The following is a 22725-nucleotide window of genomic DNA, read 5'->3' as shown; positions in this document are numbered from 1 at the left end:
GCCGCCAGCGCCTCGCTGAAGTCACCCGTCGAGATGCCCTTCAGGTAAAGCCAGGGCAGCAGTTCTTCGACCGACTTCGCTTTGCGCAGATAGGGCGGAACCAGCGCCGAGCGGTACTTGATCTTGCTGCCATCCTCATTGGCGCCTCGGTCGCGCACCCGCGGTACCCGCACAGGCACCGTCCCGATCCCAGTCATCACCTCGCGCTCGGGTAAGAACCCGTGGCGTACAAGGCGCTGGCGGCCCTCTTCGTCAAGCAGATGCGCGTGCTCTGCAATGAAAAACGACACCTCAGCTTGGATCGCCGTGTGCAAAAGCGCCTTCGCGCCATTCTGGATCACCTCGGTCAAAGGATCCGGTGAAAATTCCGATGGCAGTTCGAATGGTACAACTGTAGATTTAGCCATGGTGGCATATCCTTTCTCTTTGAGAATGACGGCGTCGTTAAACACCGCCATGATATGCCGCCTACTGAAGACCATCACCAACTTTCGGGCATAACTCGTTTACGCCCACCAAGAGCGCATTACAGCTGACCTGCTCCCTGAGAGTCCGCTATTTTGATATTCTGAGCGCCGAACCGGGTTTTTGAATTGATAGGCTTTCCAAGGATGCCAAATTGTGAACCACCATATTTTGGGGTGAAACATGTCAAGACCACTCCCAACAGATATGTGCGAACGTATTGTAGCGCTTGTCAGTGAGGGGCTTTCTTGTCGGAAATCAGCGCGACGATTGTGGATTCGCATCGCGGACAACCGATGAGGAGTGGTCGGCTCGAAATCCTATCAGACTTCCTGCGCCATCTGGATCGCCGCCCGCTTCCATATACTGATCTACGTCGCATGCACACCGTACTTCTGCTAAAACTCCGCCAGCGTCATCTCCTCGCAGATCGCATCAAGCGCAACCTTGGCCTTGGACTCAGGCGAATGGTTCTTTCTCTTCGTCATTTTCGATCGTTTCGTTCGTCATGCGATCCACCTTAACAACTGGCCCAAAATCCCGCGACCACCTCTCAGGTGCACGCAAACCTTCATCGCTGGACGGCGAGCGACAAACTCACTGCGCCCTGGTTGCGAACCTGTGGACCGCGCCGCCTTTGACGCTTACATCCAAACCCGGCTCGCGCCACAGCTTCACCTTGGGGATGTCGCGATCGCGGACAACCTTGCGGCCCATAAATCCAACTATGCGCAGGACCTGCTAAAAGCACGAGATAACTGGATGCTGTTCTTGCCACCTTACGGCCCCGACCTGAACCCTCCCCTCGTGACATCGCCATGCGATGCACTGCCGGACAATGATCGAGATGGCCTATTCCAAACTCAAAGCCCATTTACGCCGCGTCAAGGCACGCACCTTCGACACCACCACCCAAAGCCGCCGACGACATCTACGACCTGTTCCCGCAAGAAGAGTGCAAAGCGTTCTTCAAAGCTGCAGACTATGTTGTAGAGTAAGTGTCCGGCACTCTAGACGCTATCACTTATCCCGCACTCTTTTTCGTCTTTACCCAGCCCAGAAACGCTTGGTCGGGGCTGCGCAGAGCGCGGCGGCCCGAAGTGACCCAAAAGGCGCGCCATTCGGCCTCAAGGGCATAGACGTCCCAGCCCGGCATCAACCGACGCGCCTCCTCCAATGCCTCGGGAGCAAGCACCGGGGTACCGCCCTGTTCGACCACAGCACCACGCGGGGTTACGCAGACAATGTCGCCAGGTTCCTCGAGGAGCAGATAATCAGGAATGGTGTCTGCGCGCATGATCTCACGCAACATGGCCCGGAACACCCGACGCGGGCTAGTCGATCCAGATTTTAGGCAAAGCGTTTCCACTGACACCCGCCAAGATGGCTGGCGACCACAATGCTTGCGCGCCAATTCATAGATCCGCCGCTCCAGTGGGCGGCGGAGTGTGAAATAATCGCGGTTAAGTGTCAGCACTGATTTTGACAACACCGCCCGGTAAAGCCATTCCGACAACGTCACGCTGACACTAACCATGCGACCCGCTCGCGTCTTACGCACGATTTGCCAAGTCTCGATCAGGCCAAACCCTGTCGTCGTTTCGGTCGGATCGTCCTTCGGTCCAGTAGTAATGTTGGTCGTGATCCGCGTACCCGCAAGACGTTCAAAAGCGTCACGCAGACGTTTGTAGCCATCCCCAGAAGTTTCGCGGTGGGTCGCCTTCAGGAGATCATGCGCCGTCAACGTCAGCGTCCGCGCCGTGGGCTTGCCCGCATTGACCGCTGCCATCAACTGGCTGATGCAGAAGATCAAGATATCCGCGTCAAAGATCGTCGCACGTCCCCGCGCCGAGGGAGTCACCGTCATATCCACATCCCCATGAGAGTAGCTGAGGATGCGCCGGTCGGGCCGGGTCGATAGCGAGAACAGCGGATGCTCCATGCTCGCCAGATCGTGTTTTGGGACAGCCGCAAAAAAATCACAGACGAAAAAATCGCGCTGCAATCCGCTGTCATGCGTCAAAGCCGCGCTCACAGCACGCCTGCAAATATGGGGGTCATCTTGTGCCTGCCCTTCCCGCTTCGGTCTTTTTTGCCGATTGCGCGGTCTTCGTCGTTTCAATGACACCCTCAATATTGATTGGCCACGATTCTGTCCACAGGCCGATGCCCGCTATCGTGGGATCAGAGTCGTTTCAACGTGGGATCAGAGTCGGTCTATCGTGGGATCAGAGTCACCTACCCTTTAGGAAAGGCATTTTTACCTTTAATTATCATAATCTTATAAATTCGAGGAGGATCCGTAACTACTAAATAACCAATATTTAACTACAAATCCTTAAGTACGACGCCAAAACTGATGCTACGACACAACAAATTTCCCGAAATTACTTAGAAAATTGAGTGGGTATGGCCTATATATTCACATGTCATATGTTTCATGGTACATTACAAAAAACATAATACATTGAGGCTAAACATGCAAAAAACGGCGCTGCCCCCTTATTTCAACATATCTCCTGATGCAGCCGCTGAAAGCTTAGATCCAGCGACAGATACCGAAGGATTTGCCCGGATAGCCGCAAGCTGCCTCCAGGGACGTGATGATCTAGCCACACGTGGAATGGACAATACAGGACACAAAAAGCTGCGACTGTTTTCGACTTGGGAAATCACCAAATACCTCATCCCAGTCGCGCCAGCTCATTTCCGCCGCGTGCTTCGACAGAACCCCAACCTGCCCCAAGGGGTAACGGAAACCAACGGCGGTGCGCGCTGGTTCGCACTTGACGAGGTCCTGCGCCTGCGTGCCCATTTTGGAACCGAAGGATCCAAGGCTAAGGAGTATACCCCCTACCGCCCCAAGGGGCTGCCTGCCAAGATAGTAGCAGTTGCGAACTTCAAGGGTGGTGTGGGGAAGACGTCAACCTGTGCGCATCTGGCAATGTCAGCGGCCCTCGACGGCTACAAGGTGCTTGTGATTGATCTTGATAGCCAAGGATCCATGACCTCGATCTTCGGGGCCCAAGTGGCCGATGAATGGGCGACAGTGTTTCCGCTACTCGCGCGCCATTATGCCACCCACCTACGTCAAGATAACCAGCGCAGGCTAGACCGTGGCGAAGCCCCGCAGCCGTTGGACGACACACTTGATGATGCTCTGAAGATCTCAACCCGCGATATCGTCCAGAAAACTCACTGGCCCAACATTGATATTATTGGCGCGCAGCTCAATCTCTACTGGTCGGAATTCCAAATTCCTGTCTGGCGCATGGCGGCACGGGGATGGAAACTCTGGGACGGCCTGAGTGATGTATTGGCCGAGGACGGGATCCTGGACGACTATGATCTGGTATTCCTCGACACCCCGCCCGCACTTGGCTACCTGACCATTAACGGGCTCTCTGCTGCGGATATCCTGCTGGTACCAGTGGGAGCGTCCTTCCTGGAGTTCGACTCTACAGGGCGGTTTTTTGATATGTTGCATGCGACGTTTCACTCAATCGAGGAAGGCGAGAACATCGCCGCCCGTGCTTTGGGGCGCGAAGAGATGCGATTTGAATGGGATGCAGTGCGGGCGATTATCACACGCTATGATGGGACACAACAGGCCGAAATGGCAGGTTTGATGCAAGCCTATTTGGGCCGTACCTTGTCGCCCTATCGTCAGGACTTCACCGCCTTGATCGGTCAGGCGGGTGAAAATGTAAATAGCATTTATGAGGCCGACTATCGTGATTTCAACCGCGACACCTATGCACGTGGGCGCGCAACTTTCGATGAAACCTATGCCGCTTTTAAAACGTTATTGTTGGGAATCTGGCGGCGGGAGGAGTTGGAAGCGCAAGGGAACGTAGTCGAATAAAAACTTTCGCACGCGAAACATCTGCACCCTAAGGCATTGTTTTTATTGAATCGTGTGAGTCTCAAATTGGCGCCAACACTGTCGTCACGAAAAAAGACCTCTAGTCTGCATCCCACCCCTCGCTCTGACAGGAGATTTATAATGGCCAAGCGCAAACGTTTAATCCCAAGCCCAACCGCCGCTGCCCCGTCCGCGACGCCTCCCGCACGCGGGCTGGAAGCTTCAACGCTATCGAGTAGTTCGATCGGCCTGCGTGCACGGCAGGCTCCGATTGCAGCCGTCGCAGGTGGATCTGCCGCGCAGGCTGCACTGGAAGAGGTTGCCCACGAAATGGCCAATGCGAGCCGCGAGGGGCGTCTCCTTCAGCGCATCGATCTTGACGCCATAGATCAGACCTACCTGGTGCGCGACCGGAGCTTCGTGGATGAAGATGAGATGGCATCTCTTATGCAAAGTCTTCGCGCACGCGGCCAGCAGACCCCGATCGAGGTTGTGGCGTTGGGGGGAGGGCGCTTTGGGCTGATTTCGGGCTGGCGGCGGGTGGTTGCGTTGCAGCGGTTACGGATCGAGGCGCAAGGGAGTGATTTTACTACGGCCTTATGTTTCGTGCGTGCGCCGCAGACCGCATCGGAGGCTTATCTAGCCATGGTCGAGGAAAATGAGATACGCGCTGGTTTAAGTTTCTACGAGCGCGCTCGCATCGCGGCACGGGCAGCAGAACAAGGTGCCTATCCTACGGCACGTCATGCGGTAAAAATTCTATTTGCCAATGCCAGTGCTTCCAAGCGATCTAAAATAGTGTCATTTCTCGGAATCTATGGCGCGCTCGACGGTGTATTGGAGTTTCCGGCGGGTTTGTCGGAGCGGATGGGACTGCAACTGTCGAAAGCGCTAGAGGCTGACCCAGGATTAGCGGACAGGATCAGAACAGAGCTGAATAACTCCCCTGCGCCAGATGCCGCCGGAGAACAGGATGTTCTGGCTGATATACTAAAGCCTGAAACCGGGCTACAGACTGCTCCCGCCACTGATAAACCTACCTCGGTCAGGCCAGCTACTGATAAGCCTAGCACTGACAAACCTGCGCCTGAGGCGGGCATTCGGATTACACGAACTAAGGGAAAGCTGGTCCTGAGCGGTGCGGGCGTGACTGATGCATTGATGGATGCGCTGGAGGCTTGGTTGACTGAGCACGGCTAGCGGTATCTATAGACATCATCTATTGTGCAAATTGATCCTGTGCGACACGTCCTATCATTGTGGTGTTGACGTCCCCGTTAATTATCAAGGAAAAAGGGATATGACACATGAGGCAGAGGTGGCCTCGGAATTTTGAATCATTTGTTAAGGTGGATCGCATGACGAACGAAGCGATCGAAAATGACGAAGAGAAAGAACCATTCGCCTGAGTCCCAAAGCCAAGGTTGCGCTTGATGCGATTGGCGAGGAGATGACGCTGGCGGAGTTTTAGCAGAAGTACGGCGTGTGCGCGATCCAGAGCAGGATGTGGAAGCGCGTGGCAATCTTAACCGCGCCATTGGCACCGCCTACCGGATTCCGGCCTGATTAGCTAATACCAAGAAGCACGAAGGCTGACTCACGGGTGCTCCCTGCGGCACCGCCCACCTCACTCTCGCCCTGAACGAATTGCGCTTGCCAGCCATCAAGGCCCTCTGGCCGCGCTTCGCTGAACAGGCCGACAAGGAAGGCTGGCCTGCCGCCCGGCCGATCGGCGCCGTATCGAGCGGCATCTCGCGCAGGCCCGCTTGTTGCCTGGAAAGACCCTCGAAACCTTCGACTTTGCAGCCGTCCCCATGCTATCCAAGGCTCATGTCAGCGCCATCACCGCTGGTGACAGCTGGGTTGGAAAGGGGAGCAACATCCTGCTGTTTGGCCCGCCGGGCGTGGGTAAGTCACATCTCGGATCTGCTATCGGGCTCGCACTTGTCGAGAAAGGCTACCGCGTTCTCTTCAGCCGCACCACCGATCTTGTCCAAAAGCTGGTCTTCGAAAGCGCCATCGCAAAACTCGACAAGTTCCACTTGCTGGTCCTCGATGACATCACCTACGTCACCAAGGATCAGGCCGAGACCAGCGTGTTGTTCGAACTCATCAGCGCGAGATACGAACGCCGCTCCATGCTGATCACCGCCAACCAGCCCTTCGGGGAGTGGAATACGATCTTTCCTGATCCGGCAATGACACTGGCCGCCGTCGACCGGCTGGTTCAGCATGCAACTATCTTCGAGATGAACGTCGAGAGCTACCGTCGCAGGGCCGCCGAACAAGCAAAGGGGCCGGGGCGGCCAGCTCAAAGAGCGACACCGGCTAACATCCAAGCTGATTGACGCAGCGCCGCGACAATCAAAAACACAAACCCCTTGATCGCGATAGAAAAGGGCGCCATCGTCTCAAGTGTCGCGACCAAGGATTCTCAGCCTGATTGACGCGCTACAGCCACGCGTCGTTCGGCGTGGAGCCGACCACAGGGCAAGTGCGTCCTCGCTGGTCCACCCTTTCGGGATATTGCTATGCAATACCCTGACGGGTAATGGACAGTTAGATCACCGCGCCGCCGCAGGCCTTCGTTATAATCGGCCCTGTTGGTCACCCGATGCCGTTGCTTCGGGATCTTGTCTCGTCGACTGGCGTTAAACTTGTGCGGCATTTACAGCATCCTGAAAAGAACAGACCGCCTCGATATCAGTCGCGGTACGATCCCTGCAACAAGGGGTCTGATGCCGGAGGGGGCAAGATCATACCTTATACCAAGCGGCGTGAATGCTGACTCACGGGGGATTCCCAACGCACCAAAAGTCTGACTCTATGGTGGTATGTCTGGGAGGGCGTGACCATGGGTGCAGCGATTGAATTACGGGCGGATTTTGAGGGCGCAGGATTAAGGCGTCTGGCGCGGAAGACCAAGAACGCGAACCAAAGCCGCAGGCTGTTGGCGCTGGCCGAGATTTACGATGGTGGCAGCCGAAGCGATGCGGCGCGGATCGGAGGCGTGGGTCTGCAGATCGTGCGCGACTGGGTCCTGCGGTTCAATGCCCGAGGCCCGGATGGGCTGATTGATGGCAAGGCCCCCGGCCAGCGGGCCAAACTCAACGATATCCAACGCCAGGCGCTTATGGCGATTGTGGAGAGTGGTCCGACCCCGTCGATCCATGGGGTTGTGCGTTGGCGCTTGAGCGATCTGGCCCAGTGGCTTCATGCGGAATTTGCGGTCTCGCTTGACGAAACGACCGTGAGCCGGGAAATCAGGAAACTCGGGTATGTCAAGCTCACGGCGCGGCCACGCCACCATGCGCAAGACACCGAAGCGCTGGAGGCGTTTAAAAAGGGGGCTTCGCAACCGAGCTGGAGAAAGTGCGCGTAGGCCTCCCGCAAGGCACTGCGATAGAGGTTTGGTTCCAGGACGAGGCGCGCATAGGCCAGAAAAACAAGATCACGCGCCGCTGGGCGAAGCGTGGGACACGCCCCTCGGCACCGCATGATCAGCGCACCATATCGGCCTACATCTTTGGAGCGATCTGTCCAGCCCTGGGCAAGGGCGCAGGGCTGGTCCTGCCGGTCTGCAATACCGACGCGATGACCCTGCATCTTGCCGAAATCGCCCAGACCGTGGCACCAGGTGCCCATGCCGTCGTGCTCATGGATCAGGCAGGGTGGCATATGACAGAGGCGCTCATCACACCCGAAAATATAAGCATCGTCCCGCTGCCAGCCAAATGTCCCGAACTCAATCCAGTCGAAAACATCTGGCAATTCATGCGCGATAACTGGCTTTCAAACCACATCTTCGATTCCTATGACGAGATCCTCGATCATTGCTGTGACGCTTGGAACAAGCTGATCGCGCAGCCCAACCGCATCGCATCCATCGGAAACCGAAAATGGGCTCAAGGGTTCTGATCAATGCAGGTTGGTATTAGTGGAAATAAGCAACTGATATAATGGCATATTTTTGGCTACATTCTCTCTGCTTTTGTTGAAGTTTTGCCGTCTGATAAACCTATATTTCTCAACGGGTTAGAATCCTTACCGTACTATTCTGCCCCCTCCGGCATCAGACCCCGTGAAGCGCAATGGTAATCGGTGTGCCCCACCCAGTGATTTCATTGACCATGCAAAGTGATTGGCATATATTGCCAACAAAGGAGAGCAATCATGGTCACCCGTAACGTCGTCCTCACACAAGCCCAGGATCAACTTGTTCAATCTCTTGTATCCTCAGGGCGCTATCAAAATGCGAGCGAAGCATTGCGAGCAGGACTGCGACTGCTCGAACAGGAGGAGGCCGGGGTGACGCAAATCCAACAGGACTTGCGTACCGGATTGGCCCAAGCACTGGCAGGAGACCTAGCCGAAGGCACCGGTGCCGATGCTGTCCGCCGAGCCTTTGCACGCGCCAGAACGTGAGCCGCACTTTCCGGCTAACCCGTCAGGCCGAAGACAGTTTGTTCGAGATCGCGCTCTGGACAATTCAGACGTTTGGGGCGCGGCAGGCAGATTTATATGAAGCCGAACTCATCGACCGGTGTGACGCGATTGCCAGAGGCGAGATCGTAAGTCGGAGCTGTGCAGTTCTGGTTTCCGATGTTCACGATTTACGGTTCGCGCGGGCAGGCGAGCATTTTTTGGTGTTCCTCGAACAATCGGATGAAATTGTTATCGTCGATATCCTTCACTCACGTTGTGACCTGCCAAGTCATGTCGCAGCTTTGTCGGCTTTGATCAGTGAAGGCCGAAAAGACAATTGAACCGGACTACAGTCCCGCAGCCTTGGTCAAGTTCACGCGGAACCGATCTCTGCGTCGTTGATATCGACGGGTCATCTCGGCGCTCGCGTGACCGAGGTGCTTTTGGACGTAGCGCTCATCGACCTCGGCGCTGCTGGCAAGGCCCGCACGCAGCGAATGGCCCGAGAACAAAGCTAGGCGTTCTTTCTCGGGCAAGTCTGAACGGATGCCAGCACGCAGTACAGTTTGCTTGATCAGTCGCGCGACGTGTTTATCGTTTAGCCGTGACTTCAGCGCTTTCTTTCCATCGCGCGAGGTGCGAACGAATACTGGGCCGAAGTCGATCTTGGCAAAATGCAGCCATTGCTCCAGTGCGTGGACAGGGCAGGTTTGATCCGACGATCCCCGGCCAATCTCGACCTCGCGCCACCCCGTCTTGGCGTTGAGTGTAAGAAGCGCACCGTCACCGAGGATCTCGATCCAGCCGCCAGAGTCCGGCGTGTCATCTTTGTTAACGTCGAGGCTGACGATCTCCGATCGGCGCAGGCCGCCAGCATAGCCCAGAAGCAGGATAGACCGGTCTCGCAACCCGCGCAGATCATAGGGCAGGGTGGCGACCATGGCGAGAATGTCGTCGCGCAGGATCGCTTCCTTCTGCACCGGCGGACGGGCGTGCTTGCGTTTGATCCCGGATAAAACGGTAGCGATATGGCGGTTCTTGCGATCAAGTGTGAAGCCGCGTTGCTGGTAGTGCCACGCTAGGCCGGAGAGACGCCGTTCGATGGTCGTGACCGTTATTGCTGGAGCCTTGTCAACTGGCGCAGCCAGGTCCGCCAGATAGAGACCAATCATCTCGGGCGAGGGGGGCAGGGGGTCTGTGCCCTTCATCCGACACCATCGCCCAAAGTGTTTCCAGTCAGCGGCGTAGGCCTTATTGGTGTTTTCGGAGTGTGCGGCCCGCGCATAGTCGCGCGCCGTGTCCACCAATCGATCCAGTGTGCCAGAGCCAGCCACAGACGAGGGGAGCGTCAGAGCCTTCCCGAGCGCAGGCCCTGTTTCGCCGTTGTCGTTGCCTTCATTGATAGAGGTGCGCTTTGGCGCGTCTGAACGGGATTTATCGGGGTTTTCAGCCATGGCGCTGAGCGTATTTCATTCAGTCCGATAATGCAAGCTTATTGGACATGATACGAAACGGGAAGGTGCGGCGGTTAGGTCGGATTTTCTCTGAAAAAGCGCCGCCATAAAGCAAAATGCAGGGATGAAACTTGAGCGCGCCATTACTGGCACTAATTTGAATGCGGTACCGCCAATGCCTGCGTGGGTCATCTCCGGGCGAGGCGAAACCTGAACCAATACGAGGTCGTGCCATGTCATCTCTGGTCCATCCTGTGTTGTTGTGTGGTGGATTAGGCACGCGCCTCTGGCCCTTATCGCGCAAATCCTACCCGAAGCAATTTGTCGAACTGACCGGAGAAGAGAGTCTGTTTCAAGCCTCGATTCAGCGGCTGAGCGGAGCGGGTTTTGCCGATCCACTGTTGGTAACAGGGGCTGATTTCCGCTTTGTCGTGCTGGAACAGATGGCCGCAATCGAGCGGATTCCAAGGGCGGTCCTGATCGAACCCAAAGCCCGTAATACCGCCCCTGCGATCCTGGCTGGCGCGCTCAGCCTTGCCGAGACCGACCCGGACGCGTTTATCCTCGTGGTGCCGTCCGATCACGTGATCCCCGATGTCGAAGGGTTTCAGGCCTGCGTGGCAGCCGCCGTGCCCGCCGCACAAGCCGGGCGCATCGTCACCTTCGGGATCGCCCCGGACCGGGCCGAAACGGGCTATGGCTGGCTCGAGCTTGAGACGGCGTTCGATCCCGCGCAGCCCCGCGTGCCCACCCCCTTACAGGCCTTCGTCGAAAAGCCTGAACGCGCCGCTGCCGAGGCGATGCTTGCGGATGGGTGCCACCTTTGGAATGCGGGGATATTCTTGTTTTCTGCAACCACTCTGATCGCCGCCTTCGAGGCCCATGCTCCGGCCATGCTTGCGGGGGTGCGGGCCGCCATGGACGGCGCCGAGCAGGATCTGGCCTTTACCCGACTGGACCCCGCGCCTTGGGCAGCACTTGAGGATATCTCGATCGATTACGCGGTGATGGAGAAGGCGGACAATCTGTCAGTCATGCCCTATCACGGCAAGTGGTCCGATCTGGGCGGCTGGGATGCCGTCTGGCGCGAGGCGGGCCCGGATGCGGACGGTGTTGTGACCAGTGGCCCCGCCATGGCTTTGGAGTGCGCTGATACCTTGTTGCGGGCCGAAGACAGTCGGCAAGAACTGGTGGGGATCGGCCTGAAGGACGTGATCGCAATCGCCATGCCTGACGCCGTGCTGGTGGCCCACAAGGACCGCGCCCAAGAGGTCAAGGCCGCGGTCGCGGCCCTCAAGGCCAAGGGGGCGATCCAGGCCACGACCCTGCCGCGCGATTACCGCCCCTGGGGCTGGTTCGAAAGCCTCGTCGTCGGCGGGCGGTTTCAGGTTAAGCGCATCGTCGTCAACCCCGGTGCGTCCCTGTCGCTGCAAAGCCACCACCACCGGGCCGAACACTGGATAGTAGTGCAAGGCACCGCCAAGGTGACGATCGACAATGATGTGACCCTGCTGACGGAAAACCAGTCCGTCTATGTGCCTTTGGGGTCGGTTCACCGGGTGGAAAACCCCGGCAAACTGCCAATGGTCCTCATCGAAGTGCAGACTGGCAACTATCTGGGCGAGGACGACATCGTGCGCTATGAGGATGTCTATGCGCGCGGGCAGGGGGCCAAGGGCTAGTCCCCTGCGTCACTGGGTTTGACTGCGTTTGAATTCTCTGAATCACTCTGCAGAAATTTTCGGAGTGGAAAGAACGTGGGGGTCAGGCCGCATTTTGGCGGTGGGAGACTTTCAGGCGTCCATCTAGGACGGCGGCCCTTGTCAGTGCCACTCTGTGCGCTCCTTTCGGGGACCAGCACATTCTCCGACGCTTTCCCATTCGCGTGTTCGCGATATCGTCGACGCAGCCTTCAGCGCGAGATGATGAAATGGGGAGGCCTGCGTTATAGCGTTTTGCACACCCCACGTACAAGGCGCTCGCGGAGCTTGGCCGTGCCATCAAGACAATATTCCTGTGTCTCTACCTGCGTTCTGAGGCGTTCCGTCGAGAAATCCACGAGGGGCTGAACGTTGTTGAGAATTGGAACAGCGCCAACAGCTTTGTGTTCTTTGGCAAGGGCGGTGAGATTGCCACCAACCGCGTACGGGATCAGGAAACCGCTGCCCATGCGCTGCACCTTCTGCAGTCATCGCTGGTCTATATGAACACGCGGATAGTGCAGTCTGTCTTGCGCAATCCCGACGTGGTCGCGCGCTTGTCCCCCGCTCATCTATTTACACATCAACCCTTATGGCCGCATAGAGGCGCTTATGGCAAAAAAAGAACCCCAGGTCCTACGGCTGAGAATTATCCTTAAATATGTCGACCCCGCCCCGTGGCGGGAAATCGAAATCCGGTCGGACAAGACCCTGCCACACCTGCACGATGCCATTCAGGCAGCTTTCCTATGGTATGACATGCACCTGTGGGACTTCGAGATTGGTGACCGGAAATATCAGATGAAAAGCGAGGACTTCTGGATCGAGCCGATGTTCGGGCCACCCGTGATGGAGGTCACTACGAAAAAGCTGGACTTTTTCCTGAACGCCAAGGTGCCACTGGTGATCTACACCTATGACTTTGGCGATGATTGGGCGCATCGCATTGATCTCGTCTCAACACGCACGGCTGTGCCGAATGAGCCCTTGCCGCGTTTTGTTGGCGGCCAATGGGCAACCCCGCCCGAGGACATTGGAGGCACGCCCATGTACGAAGTCTTCAAGGAGGCGCGGGAGGATACAAACCACCCGGAACATGACTGGGCGAAGGAAGCAGGATACGTTGACTGGGCTCATGATGAAATCCACGCCGATGCTGTCAGTGAGCGGTTCGCGAGGTTGCAGACGCAGAAGCGGCGGGAGTGAAATTTTTGGATGGAGTAGCCTTCATCTGCGGCATTATGGGTATAACTATGGCGACACCGCGCATGAACATAAAAGCCGCCAGAATACATGTTCACTTTGGGTCTGTTTCGAGATAATGAACAGATATTGTCAGAGGCACACTCAAAATGAACACTTATCAGGCCAAAATAGGATATGCGCGGACCTCGACTGCGGATCAGAACCTCGATGCGCAGATTGCCGCCTTGAAAGCAGCCGGGTGTGGCATGGTCCGAACCGAACAAAAGAGTGGTGCCCGCCTTGAAGGGTGTCCCGAGCTCAAAACGATCCTCGATTTCATCCACTCAGGTGAGACGCTGGTGGTCACCCGCATCGATCGGCTGGCCCGCAGCCTCAGTGACTTGCAGACCATCGTTACCCAGCTGAAATCCAAAGGCGCGCATCTGGCCGCAACAGAGCAGCCGGTAGACACATCAAACGCCACGGGAAAGGCCTTCTTTGACATGCTCGGTGTTTTTGCCGAGTTCGAGACAAACCTGCGGCGTGAGCGGCAGGCCGAGGGCATTCTCGCTGCCAAGCAACGTGGCGTGTATCGCGGCCGCGTCCCGAAAATCGATATGGCCACCATTCAGGCGAAGCTGTCAGAGGGAATGTCGCCTACGGAAATCGCACGCGACATGGGAGTATCGCGTGGCACTGTCTATAAAGCAAAGGCGTTGATGTGAAAAAGAGCAAGACAAAGCAGCGGTCGCCAGTGGCAAAGCCACCAGCCCCACCAAACACAAAAGCACCACCACCGCGCAATCTGACGCCCCCGCTCTGCGAAAAACTGCGCCGGGACATGACGCAAGCGTGTCTCAAGGTGGCGGAGACGCATGGTTTAACAGTCGAAGGTGGGGAGCTGAGTGACATCGACCTGCGGCATGGTTTCGACATCAGCTTCCGCGTCGGGATCCCGATGGCAGACGGCGCGATATATTCGCCGGACAAAGCTATGTTTGAAGTGCTCGCACCGCATTTTGGGCTGGAACCCTCTGACTACGGTAGAACATTCAGAACCAGTGGAGACCTCCACCGGATCGTTGGGATCAACCCTAACAGACCCAAATACCCTATCAGCACTGAACGGATCTCCGACGGTCGAGGCTTCAAGATGCCCGCCGAGAACGTCGCTTTGTATCTGCAGCGGTCAGACCCATGAAATGTATGGGCTTTGTTCTCTCAAAATCCCAAATATGCAGCTTCGGGCCAGCTAGGCCAATAAGCGCCGCGACACGATAAGCTCCCTGTGTGAAAAATGAGCTTGCTCAAGTGACAGGATCGGAAAGCACTAAAACCAACCGGCCATTTTTGATTTTCTCACTTACTCTGCTGCGCATGATACTGTTTGCAAGAATGCGGTCTCGTTGATCCACTAGATGAGCCAAGCTTTGCGACATTTCATGTAGCTTAGCTTCCAATCTGTCAGCCCGGGTCTCGGCGCGGTTATAGAAGTCGCGACTTTCCTCTAGCCGCTCCTTCAAGGAAGAGCGCTCACGCTGCAAGATTTCAATCGCAATGTGAAGCTCCAATTCACGTTCTTTGGCGTGAGCCAAAGCATTCCGACAGAGTTCGGCTTCCTCCATCCCGCCGCCACGCTGGCTTTCACAAACCCGTATCAAACGAACTACCGACATGATCGACAAACTCTCTCCATCAACCGGGATATCCCAAGACTTCGCCAGCATTCGGATCAAACTTTCTGGACGATCCACCGCTTGGGAAAATTCAGACAAAGAGATTGCTGTGGTCACGAGACGCCCTTTTTGCACTTCAATTCATACATATTTAACGACGTGTCTCACGCTGATTGTCAATCACGCCAAAGCTTTCCCCCCTCTGATGATCGCTTCGCGCCCAGAACGGCCCAGCGTGCGCAGAAACCTATTTCTAAGCGCCCGATATCACCAAGTCCGTAAAAGACACGGCGTCGGTCTCTAGGGCAGCTGTATTCGTCGAATGGGTTTGAGCAGCGCCTATCATTGTGGAATAGCCATGATCGCGTCACAGTAGTCAGAGACGGCCTCGCGCATCCAGTCCATGATCTCTGACCAGTCACCATCTTGCTCATGGCCCTTTGGAAAATCTTTTCCAAGAAAATGATTTCCTCGGCCCGACGGCCCGAGCGGCGCTCCCAGCGCTGCTTCAAGACTTACGCCATGCGGCTTCAAGTACCCTTTGACCGGCTCTACGCTCTCACCCCAGCCACTGCGCACAAAGACGCCGCTCTTGATTTTTCCAACCCACAGGGACAGTTCAATGCGCGGCTCTTCAACCAGCGTGATATAGTTGTTGGCGTATCGCCACGATTTTATGCCCAGTTCCTCAAGCTCCGGATGCTTCTGCAGCAGCGCCGTCCAGAACTTTTCTTTTATGTCGTAGTATGCCGCACCTTCAGATTTTGCTTTTTGCTGAACCTCGCGGTTCCAGTCATTGGGCTTCTCGACAATCTCAAAAATTGGCGCGTATGGGCTGCCCCCAATTCGTACAACTCGCAACCGGACGGCAAAGAAAGAGAAGTCGTCAGACGTATGTTCGTTGAGCCAGCGGATTGCGGAAAGATGCGGTTCGCGAAAGTCTGATGCCACCCAAACAACTGTTTGAGCGTTCAGGCCCGCAAGGTAGGTCATGATTTGGCCAAGGTGCGAGTGATCTGTCGGTTCAAGCTGGTTTTCAATTAGAACGATCGTATCGTCAGACGGGTTGCGGGCCAGAATGTCCGCAGAAAAGGTCTCGACCCTCACTTCGGTCCCAGTAAGCTCTAGTGGTATGCCAATAGCTTCCGACAGGTGCTCGATGTTCTCGGCAAGCCATGGCGTGAACTCGCGCGCCTCGTGGGGCCAAGCATCCCTAAGGTTTTTTTCTTCGAGACGGCCAAATTGAATGTCTGTAGTCATGACCACTGTCTTACACAGATCGGCTAGGTTCGGCGAGATCGTATAGTTCCATTCTCCGTGGAACGTATCACGATCTATGGGGTCTGATACCGGAGGGGGCAGAATAGTACGGTAAGGATTCTAAACCGTTGAGAAATATAGGTTTATCAGACGGCAAAACTTCAAAAAAGCAGGGAGTGTTGATTTGCGGTAACTCCCAAGCACCCCGTGATGTAGGGGATTATTGTCAGTTTCGGGGTGAGTCCAATTTGCCATTGGGCGCGTGAAGTTTTCGTTCTGGTCTGAATTTCGTGGTGCCGGGTCGATTTCTCTGAATCAGTGGTGGGATGGATCAGGTTACCGCTCTTGAACAACTCCTCGCCACGGCTCTGCGCAGGATCGCTGAGCTTGAAGCCGCGTTGGCGACCATGGCGGAAGAGAACGCGGATCTGCGCCGGCAGCTGGCCAAGAACAGCAACAATAGCAGCAAGCCCCCTTCGAGTGATGGCCTGAAGAAGCCGTCACCGCGCAGCCTGCGTGGCAAATCTGGCAAGAAAAGCGGCGGCCAGGTTGGCCACCGGGGCAACACCCTGCGCAGCGCGGCCACCATGGTAGCCGGTGCCATGCCGCCCAGTCAGCTTCTGCGAAAGTTTGCCGCCCACCCCCGCCAGCATGATCTTGCAATAGCCCTTCGGGAAATCGGTCGCATTGAGCGCACGCTCTTCATCATCGATTGGTTGCTGGATGCAGACATGCAGCGACGCGCGCAAATCGGCTTAAACAAAGGCGAGGCGCATAACGCCCTGAAAAATGCCTTGCGCATCGGGCGGCAGGGGGAGATCAGGGATCGTACAGCTGAGGGCCAACATTACCGCATGGCGGGTCTGAACCTTCTTGCCGCCTGGGTCCTCGCCCGCGTCGCAGACCATAAAATGACCCGCCTCGACGAACTCATGCCCTGGAGCTGGACGCCCGAATAAGTCAACGCCAGTCAGACCGGACGCATACGGAGCTGGTGCATCGTCAGCGTTTTAAAACGCGCGCTCAGGCCAAGGGGCCTGGGCGCCCAGCTCAAAGAGCGACACCGGCTAACATCCAAGCTGATTGACGCGCCGCGACAATCAAAACACAAACCCCTTGATCGCGATAGAAAAGGGCGGCATCTTCACAACTGTCGCGACCAAGGATTCTCATCCAGATTGACGCGCTCCTCGCATCCAGATTGTCGCGCTACAGTCTAGATGCCTTTGTGTCGAGCTTGCGCTCCAACGCGACGGTAGCGGGGTAAACAAAAGAACTTGGAGAAGCATAGGTTTGAGTTCGGAAAAAGTCTTCGGCATCGGATTAAGCAAGACTGGGACCACCAGCCTCGCCGACGCGCTGAGGCTGTTAGGCTACCGTGTGGCCGACTATCCCACCGATCTGCGGACGCTTGAACAGCTTCGCACGGGAGATTACCGCCTAGATGTGCTCGAAACCCACGATGCACTAACTGACACGCCAGCCGCCTTGTGCTTCAAGCAGCTCGATGCGCTCTACCCTGGCAGCCGCTTCGTGCTGACGGAACGCGCCGATCGGGCGCGCTGGCTGCGATCGGTCCGCGACCATTGGGCCTTTACCGAGGAATGGAACGCCTATGCCGTCTACCAGGCCCAGTTCTACCGTTTCATGAACGTGGCGGTGTATGGTCTAGAAAAGTTCGAGGAGCATCGCTTCGAGACGGTCTATGATCGGCATGCGGCCGAGGTGCGGACGCATTTCGCCGACCGTCCCGAGGACTTACTCGTTCTCGACGTCACCGCCGGGCAGGGGTGGCCGGAGCTTTGCGGTTTTCTCGGGCGGCTGGTGCCAGACGCCGCGTACCCCCACAGCAACTCGCGCAAGGAGAAGGTGCGAGCTCGCGCCTGGATGGCCGAGCTCGACCGGATCAGCCGGCAACTCGCCGCGGCTGCCGCGCTCGGAAGCCTTGTCGCGGTGCTGGACGACCAAGGTCTCGCCGGCTCTCCGATCGAGAGGGGCTGGCGCTGCCGGGCGCTGCTGTCCGAGAACGGCGTGCCCATGGGCACGCCGCGCGACGGCACCCAGGCGGTCGCGGCGCTGGAGGCGCGCTGTGCCGAGGGCTGCCGCAGCCTTCTGATCTGGAAACCGGCCTGCGCGTGGTGGTTCGAGGCCTATCCGGCGTGGTCGGCGCGGCTGTCGCAGCTTTTCGAGCCGGTGTTCGACGACGAACGGCTTGCGATCTATCGCGCGCGCGAGGCTTGAGCGTGGCGCGCACGGGTACAGAAGCGACGCTGATCAGCGTGGTCGTCAACAATTACAACTACGCCCGCTTTGTTGGCCGGGCAATCGAGAGTGTGATCGATCAATCCGATTCCGCGACCGAGGTAATCGTCGTTGACGATGGCTCGACAGACGCCTCCCGCGACGCGATCGCGCAGTACGCGCCGCAGGTCAAGACGATCTTTCAGGAGAATGGCGGCCAGGCGGCCGCCTGTAACGCAGGCTTTGCCCGCTCTGGCGGCAAATGGGTGATCTTTCTCGACGCCGACGACATGATGCTGCGTGGTAGTCTCGCGCAGCTTCGATCTTGCCTCGACGACGGGGTCGCGCGGATCAGCTGGCAGCTGCGCACCATCGATGCCGATGGTTGGCAAGGCCAGAGCCCGGAGAAACCGATAGACACGAGCGATCAACGAGCCCAGCTCGCCGCGCATGGGCCGATGACGATTTCCTATGCTTCCACATCCGGTAACGCCTGGTCGCGCAGGTTCCTGTCGGCGGTCATGCCCGCACCCACTGAGGCGTTCCGGTACTGTTTCGACGGCTATCTGGCGCATTTAGTCCCGTTCCACGGCCCGACCGTCGCCGCAGCGATGCCGCTCGGCGCCTACCGGCTTCACGGCGGGAATGCCTGGGGCGGGCGCTCGGCCTTCGAACAGCGCGATTTCGATCGCCGCATCTACCCTGCGCTCGCGCGGCTGGTGCAGGAGCGCCTGACGGCCCACCGCATCGACCACGATCCAACGCGCTGGCGGCAAAGTTACTGGGAGTTGCTCGACTCGTTTGAGCGCGCTGTTGAGAAGTGTGTGCCACCAAATGCGCCTTTAGCCTTGATCGACGAGGATCGCTTGAGTGTGACGGAAGCTCTCTTTGGTCGACAGCGGCACTTCGTCTCCATGAAAGACGTGCCGTGGCAGGGCAACCCGGTGAATGCGGAAGAGGCTATTGCGGCGATTGATGCGCTAAGGGCGCAAGGGGTTCGTTATCTGGCGATCTTCAGTCATTCCTTATGGTGGCGTGACTGTTATCCAGGCTTCTTTCAGCATCTCGGCCGGATTGCCCGCCTGCTGCAAAAGAGCAAAGTGGGTGAAATCTATCAAATGTGACGGCGCTAGAAACTGTGGCTATTCGCCAGGCTGAATCTGCCACGGCTTACCGGTTTTGATAGTCGCATCTTTGATCGTGCGGTTCATGCGCTCAACCTGCCCGTCCCTCGGGGAAAAGGTCCCCCAGACCTTTTCCTGATCCTTGGAACTCCACGGATGGTTTGGTTTGGTTAGGCGATGCTCAATGCCGTTGGCCTCGCAAATCATGTCGAAGCGCATCGGCCTGTGTGCGCGTACCGGGGACATGCGGACAGTGATTCCGGGGTAACGCGGACAAGTTTTCCAATCTGGCTCGGATGATGCATGCCCCATGCTTCACTCTTCTCCAGTTTGTTTCTCCACATCGTCCATGACCGGTAGCACAACATCGATGACAGCTGCCATTGCTGCTGAAAGAGCCCCATAAATCGAGACGGCAAGAGCCACCGTCATACCCAGCATGACCACACCAGCAACAGGCGCGGCGTCAGCAAAAGCAAGAACGCTCAAAGCAAGAAAAAGAATGGTGAAAAAAATGGTTGGTATAAACGACACTGGCCAGACGCGAAGCCGGAAATACTGCTGTCCGGATCCATGTTCTTCATGCATCAGAAGCAATCGCAGTTCCCCAAATATCGAGGGGAGCACTGTAAAATCCCAGCCATCATAAGCGCCTCCAAACGCATAATTTACGCCCTGATCCTTCATTTTCTTGGCTATTTTATCGAGCAATGCCTCGGGAGACATCCAGTTTTCGGACCAAGCTGTCGCTTCGATCTGTCTTGGTACCGGAGATAGCCTCAGTTTTCCCGCACTCCATGGTCCGAGGCGATATTTTATCCGACCTATCAATCGCCCCAGCGGCTGTACAAGATAGAGCCAGAACACGATTGCCCTCAGCTTCATCGGAGACGCGCGCGTTGGTCCAAAGGAAACGGAGGCAAAACGTGCCTTTGACGCTCCTTTAAATGCCATCACGACACTGATTGCCAAACCACCCAAACCGAGGATCAGCACGAAAAAAAGCGGTGGCCAGTCAAAGCCTAGAAGCCCAATGACAAAAAAGAGACCCGTCAGAAAATACCATTCAGGCATCAGCGGAAGCGAAGTCACCACGCCGTCGCTCTGCCTATAAACGGACTGAAACGGTGCTGATCCCCATGTCCCATGATAAATGCGCTGCTGTTCTGTCAGGTTTTGAAGCATCCCCCGCCCGTAAAGCCGGCCATGCCATGTCATATGCCCGATACGGTTATATTTCTCGGGCCATATACGAGCGACCAGAGACTCCGCGCGGGCATACCCCATCTGCTGCTTGAAATACGTCCGAACAGATGGGCGGCGGTGGTGCCAAACAACAGCGGCATGTGCAAAGCCAATGACGCCACCAGCTTCCATTATCCGCCAGCAGGCATCTACATCATCACCTGCCACTCTGAACTGCGGATCGAACCCACCTATTTCCCGCAGTTTTTCAGATCGAAACGCCATGTTGCACCCTGGTACATGGTCTGCGATTTCATCATCTATAAGCACCTGCGTAGGGCCTCCTGGCGCATTGGCGACACATTCAGCGAGGTCACTGTCCTCGGGCGGCGCAATGTTCGGTCCTCCTACCGCCGCATAACCCTTCTTTTCAAAGGTGATCACCAGATACTTGAGCCAATGCGGATCTGGGTAGGCATCATCGTCGATATAAGCAACATACACCCCAGAACTTGCCTCCAGCCCGGTGTTGCGAGCGTTCGAAAGACCGCGGTTCTCCGTGGGGATGGTCTTTACGTCGTATTGCTCAGCAATCTTAGGCGTGTCGTCTGTTGATCCGTCGTTGACGACGATCACCTCGTAATTGGGGTAATCAACTTTGAGCAACTGTTCGATGGTCTCCCGTATCGTTCGACCGCCGTTGTAGCTGCAGACCACCACAGACACCTTTGGCCATTCCCTTTCAGGGATCGGAAGATGAGCGTAGGTATTAACCACCGCCTCCAGCGCTGGTTTGGGTGTACGATCACGTGTAACCAGACCGAAGTCCCAGTCATCGATTTCATGCCCTCCCCGATGCCATTCATCGGTCCAGGCAAACACGAACGATCCCGCCACACCTGCTTCGAACACCGTGGTGAGTTGCTCGGTTAGCGACCGGGCTTGCTCATCAAGACCATTGCGCAAGCTGTCGAGGCCAAGTTCCGCCATGAGAAGCGGCTTCTCACCAGCCAGCGACTGAAGTCTGGCCATATAAGCCCACAGACGATCCGTGTCCTCTAAGTAGACATTGAATGACACGAAATCGACAAAGGGGAGTTCTAGATATTCGGTCGTCGGAAAATTGACATAGGTAACCAGAGCCTCGGAATCGATCTTTCGAACCAGATCAGCAAGACGCTCCAGGAAATCGGCAACCTCACGCCGGCCATGCCATCTTACAACGCTCGCCGGGATTTCGTTTCCAATCGCGTAGGCAAGAATGGCAGGATGACCAGCAATTTCTTTCAAGTCATCGCCTAGGCGAGATAGGATATCATCACCAGTCTCTCGCTGCGCAAGAAACGCGATGTGTTGTTCCCAAGGCATTCCCACGAATACATGAAGACCATGTTTCAAAGCCAAATCGAGCAACCACCTTGGCGGTACGATGTAAACGCGTACGGTATTGATCCCAAGCGACGCCATCTCAGCAAAATCAATATCTACGCGTCCTCGTTCTGGAAAATCCCCAGTCTCCGGATTGACGGCGAACGTTCCGTAAGTCACTCCTTTTACGAAATATTTTTTACCGTTCAGGAAAAGAAACTTCCCGCGCACTTCTGGACGGGGACCAGCGGATGACCCGGCCTCCAGCATGTCAGATCTAAAAGACTTCACAATTCACCCCCCCCGAAAGGTTTGGATCAAACATTGCATTCACGAAATTACGCTAGATAGGCAAGAAAAATCTTTTCTTTACAAGAAGATCCATCCATTGCGTGATGAGCTATCTGGCAACCCCAAGGTAGTTCAACTCTTCGTTCCAATACAACTCAGGACTCTTCTTCGCGCTGAAGCGGGTCGTTTGGAAGGCAGAGGGTTTGCTCCAGACCGTTACCACTGTAAAAATACCAACTCTCAGAACTTTCTTTTTCAACTGGTTACTACCATAGTTGCGTTGCGTGAGAAGGGATGGACTAAAGATCTTTGAAGCTTATGGTATTGATGTCACTCACAACGACTTGTCGGAAGGAAAGTGAGGTGGCGCCCATGCCCGGAGGCGGCAAGATGTGGTTGCGCAGCCCCCCCTGTGTCAGGATAGTTGTCCGCCGCTCTATTTTTCCTCTATTTCTCAGGTGGGCGGGATAGGACGATGACATGGGA

The 22725-nt window shown here is 56.4% G+C and carries 18 protein-coding genes and 5 pseudogenes; 15 read left to right on the top strand and 8 right to left on the bottom strand.

Going from position 1 to position 22725, the window contains the following annotated elements; all coding sequences use genetic code 11:
• On the bottom strand, positions 1-407 hold a 407-nt coding region (locus LC354_RS19080), incomplete at its 3' end, for a transposase (protein WP_223426881.1).
• 241 nt (positions 408-648) lie between these two features.
• On the opposite strand from LC354_RS19080, the pseudogene LC354_RS28030 reads away from it, so the two are divergent.
• Positions 649-1463 (top strand): annotated as a pseudogene (locus LC354_RS28030) (transposase).
• A 26-nt stretch (positions 1464-1489) separates the two neighbouring features.
• On the opposite strand, the gene LC354_RS19070 reads toward LC354_RS28030, so the two are convergent.
• Positions 1490-2407, bottom strand: a complete 918-nt coding sequence (locus tag LC354_RS19070) for a replication initiator protein A (protein ID WP_399203925.1) — start codon at positions 2405-2407, stop codon at positions 1490-1492.
• Positions 2408-2944: 537 nt separating this feature from the next.
• Between LC354_RS19070 and LC354_RS19065 the strand changes: the two genes are divergently transcribed.
• The 3 genes from LC354_RS19065 to LC354_RS19055 all read left to right on the top strand — a co-directional run bounded on the left by LC354_RS19065 (position 2945) and on the right by LC354_RS19055 (position 6678).
• The gene (locus LC354_RS19065) at positions 2945-4330 is read left to right on the top strand and encodes an AAA family ATPase (protein ID WP_223426878.1); all 1386 of its coding nucleotides are present in this window, start codon (positions 2945-2947) and stop codon (positions 4328-4330) included.
• Between the two features lie 141 nt (positions 4331-4471).
• The gene (locus LC354_RS19060) at positions 4472-5530 is read left to right on the top strand and encodes a ParB/RepB/Spo0J family partition protein (protein WP_223426876.1); all 1059 of its coding nucleotides are present in this window, start codon (positions 4472-4474) and stop codon (positions 5528-5530) included.
• Between the two features lie 569 nt (positions 5531-6099).
• On the top strand, positions 6100-6678 hold the full coding sequence (locus tag LC354_RS19055; protein WP_317849358.1) for an ATP-binding protein: 579 nt from the start codon (positions 6100-6102) through the stop codon (positions 6676-6678).
• A 108-nt stretch (positions 6679-6786) separates the two neighbouring features.
• Here LC354_RS19055 and LC354_RS28275 read toward each other — a convergent pair.
• Positions 6787-6998 (bottom strand): annotated as a pseudogene (locus tag LC354_RS28275) (hypothetical protein); the annotation flags it as partial.
• Positions 6999-7184: 186 nt separating this feature from the next.
• Here LC354_RS28275 and LC354_RS19050 point away from each other — a divergent pair.
• The 3 genes from LC354_RS19050 to LC354_RS19040 all read left to right on the top strand — a co-directional run bounded on the left by LC354_RS19050 (position 7185) and on the right by LC354_RS19040 (position 9096).
• Positions 7185-8248 (top strand): IS630 family transposase gene (locus LC354_RS19050; protein WP_223426875.1). Its coding sequence is split into 2 segments (ribosomal slippage): positions 7185-7676 and positions 7679-8248, totalling 1062 coding nucleotides; the frame shifts between segments, so codons are not numbered across the junction.
• Between the two features lie 255 nt (positions 8249-8503).
• Complete coding sequence (locus LC354_RS19045; protein ID WP_223426873.1) at positions 8504-8755, top strand: type II toxin-antitoxin system ParD family antitoxin; 252 nt, start codon at positions 8504-8506, stop codon at positions 8753-8755.
• Positions 8752-9096, top strand: a complete 345-nt coding sequence (locus tag LC354_RS19040) for a type II toxin-antitoxin system RelE/ParE family toxin (protein ID WP_223426868.1) — start codon at positions 8752-8754, stop codon at positions 9094-9096. The genes LC354_RS19045 and LC354_RS19040 overlap by 4 nt, the downstream gene beginning before the upstream one ends.
• A gap of 6 nt (positions 9097-9102) precedes the next feature.
• Here LC354_RS19040 and LC354_RS19035 read toward each other — a convergent pair whose 3' ends face one another.
• The gene (locus tag LC354_RS19035) at positions 9103-10209 is read right to left on the bottom strand and encodes a tyrosine-type recombinase/integrase (protein ID WP_223426866.1); all 1107 of its coding nucleotides are present in this window, start codon (positions 10207-10209) and stop codon (positions 9103-9105) included.
• A gap of 233 nt (positions 10210-10442) precedes the next feature.
• Between LC354_RS19035 and LC354_RS19030 the strand changes: the two genes are divergently transcribed.
• A complete protein-coding gene (locus LC354_RS19030) occupies positions 10443-11891 on the top strand; it encodes a mannose-1-phosphate guanylyltransferase/mannose-6-phosphate isomerase (protein ID WP_223426861.1) in 1449 nt (482 codons plus the stop codon).
• An 82-nt stretch (positions 11892-11973) separates the two neighbouring features.
• Here LC354_RS19030 and LC354_RS19025 read toward each other — a convergent pair.
• Positions 11974-12150 (bottom strand): annotated as a pseudogene (locus LC354_RS19025) (ISKra4 family transposase); the annotation flags it as partial.
• A gap of 19 nt (positions 12151-12169) precedes the next feature.
• Between LC354_RS19025 and LC354_RS19020 the strand changes: the two are divergent.
• From LC354_RS19020 to LC354_RS19005, 4 genes and pseudogenes are all read left to right on the top strand, one after another.
• A pseudogene (locus tag LC354_RS19020) lies at positions 12170-12506 on the top strand (Tn3 family transposase); the annotation flags it as partial.
• A 15-nt stretch (positions 12507-12521) separates the two neighbouring features.
• Complete coding sequence (locus LC354_RS19015; RefSeq protein WP_223426859.1) at positions 12522-13115, top strand: plasmid pRiA4b ORF-3 family protein; 594 nt, start codon at positions 12522-12524, stop codon at positions 13113-13115.
• 146 nt (positions 13116-13261) lie between these two features.
• Positions 13262-13819, top strand: a complete 558-nt coding sequence (locus LC354_RS19010) for a recombinase family protein (protein WP_223426858.1) — start codon at positions 13262-13264, stop codon at positions 13817-13819.
• Complete coding sequence (locus tag LC354_RS19005) at positions 13816-14295, top strand: hypothetical protein (RefSeq protein ID WP_223426856.1); 480 nt, start codon at positions 13816-13818, stop codon at positions 14293-14295. The genes LC354_RS19010 and LC354_RS19005 overlap by 4 nt, the downstream gene beginning before the upstream one ends.
• Positions 14296-14401: 106 nt before the next feature.
• Here the strand turns inward: LC354_RS19005 and LC354_RS19000 are convergent, their stop codons facing one another.
• Entirely contained in the window at positions 14402-14887 is a 486-nt protein-coding gene (locus LC354_RS19000) for a hypothetical protein (RefSeq protein ID WP_223426854.1), read from the bottom strand.
• Between the two features lie 225 nt (positions 14888-15112).
• Positions 15113-16030, bottom strand: coding sequence for a hypothetical protein (locus LC354_RS18995; protein WP_223426853.1), 918 nt, complete (start codon positions 16028-16030; stop codon positions 15113-15115).
• Between the two features lie 326 nt (positions 16031-16356).
• Between LC354_RS18995 and LC354_RS28025 the strand changes: the two are divergent.
• The 3 genes and pseudogenes from LC354_RS28025 to LC354_RS18980 all read left to right on the top strand — a co-directional run.
• Positions 16357-16920: pseudogene (locus tag LC354_RS28025) on the top strand (Tn3 family transposase); the annotation flags it as partial.
• Between the two features lie 403 nt (positions 16921-17323).
• Complete coding sequence (locus LC354_RS18985) at positions 17324-18271, top strand: sulfotransferase family protein (protein WP_223426851.1); 948 nt, start codon at positions 17324-17326, stop codon at positions 18269-18271.
• 2 nt (positions 18272-18273) lie between these two features.
• A complete protein-coding gene (locus tag LC354_RS18980) occupies positions 18274-19395 on the top strand; it encodes a glycosyltransferase family 2 protein (RefSeq protein ID WP_223426849.1) in 1122 nt (373 codons plus the stop codon).
• A 315-nt stretch (positions 19396-19710) separates the two neighbouring features.
• Here the strand turns inward: LC354_RS18980 and LC354_RS18975 are convergent, their stop codons facing one another.
• Entirely contained in the window at positions 19711-22218 is a 2508-nt protein-coding gene (locus tag LC354_RS18975) for a glycosyltransferase (RefSeq protein WP_223426848.1), read from the bottom strand.
• Positions 22219-22725: the final 507 nt, after the last annotated feature.

It is taken from the genome of Tateyamaria pelophila, assembly GCF_019966495.1.
GTDB lineage: Bacteria > Pseudomonadota > Alphaproteobacteria > Rhodobacterales > Rhodobacteraceae > Tateyamaria > Tateyamaria pelophila.
This window is presented reverse-complemented; position numbering and strand designations above follow the sequence as displayed.

Coding starts and splice junctions, on each gene's coding strand:
- LC354_RS19070 (WP_399203925.1), bottom strand. CDS start 2,407: ATGGAGCATCCGCTGTTCTCGCTATCGACCCGGCCCGACCGGCGCATC.
- LC354_RS19065 (WP_223426878.1), top strand. CDS start 2,945: ATGCAAAAAACGGCGCTGCCCCCTTATTTCAACATATCTCCTGATGCA.
- LC354_RS19060 (WP_223426876.1), top strand. CDS start 4,472: ATGGCCAAGCGCAAACGTTTAATCCCAAGCCCAACCGCCGCTGCCCCG.
- LC354_RS19045 (WP_223426873.1), top strand. CDS start 8,504: ATGGTCACCCGTAACGTCGTCCTCACACAAGCCCAGGATCAACTTGTT.
- LC354_RS19035 (WP_223426866.1), bottom strand. CDS start 10,209: ATGGCTGAAAACCCCGATAAATCCCGTTCAGACGCGCCAAAGCGCACC.
- LC354_RS19030 (WP_223426861.1), top strand. CDS start 10,443: ATGTCATCTCTGGTCCATCCTGTGTTGTTGTGTGGTGGATTAGGCACG.
- LC354_RS19015 (WP_223426859.1), top strand. CDS start 12,522: ATGGCAAAAAAAGAACCCCAGGTCCTACGGCTGAGAATTATCCTTAAA.
- LC354_RS19010 (WP_223426858.1), top strand. CDS start 13,262: ATGAACACTTATCAGGCCAAAATAGGATATGCGCGGACCTCGACTGCG.
- LC354_RS18995 (WP_223426853.1), bottom strand. CDS start 16,030: ATGACTACAGACATTCAATTTGGCCGTCTCGAAGAAAAAAACCTTAGG.
- LC354_RS18975 (WP_223426848.1), bottom strand. CDS start 22,218: ATGCTGGAGGCCGGGTCATCCGCTGGTCCCCGTCCAGAAGTGCGCGGG.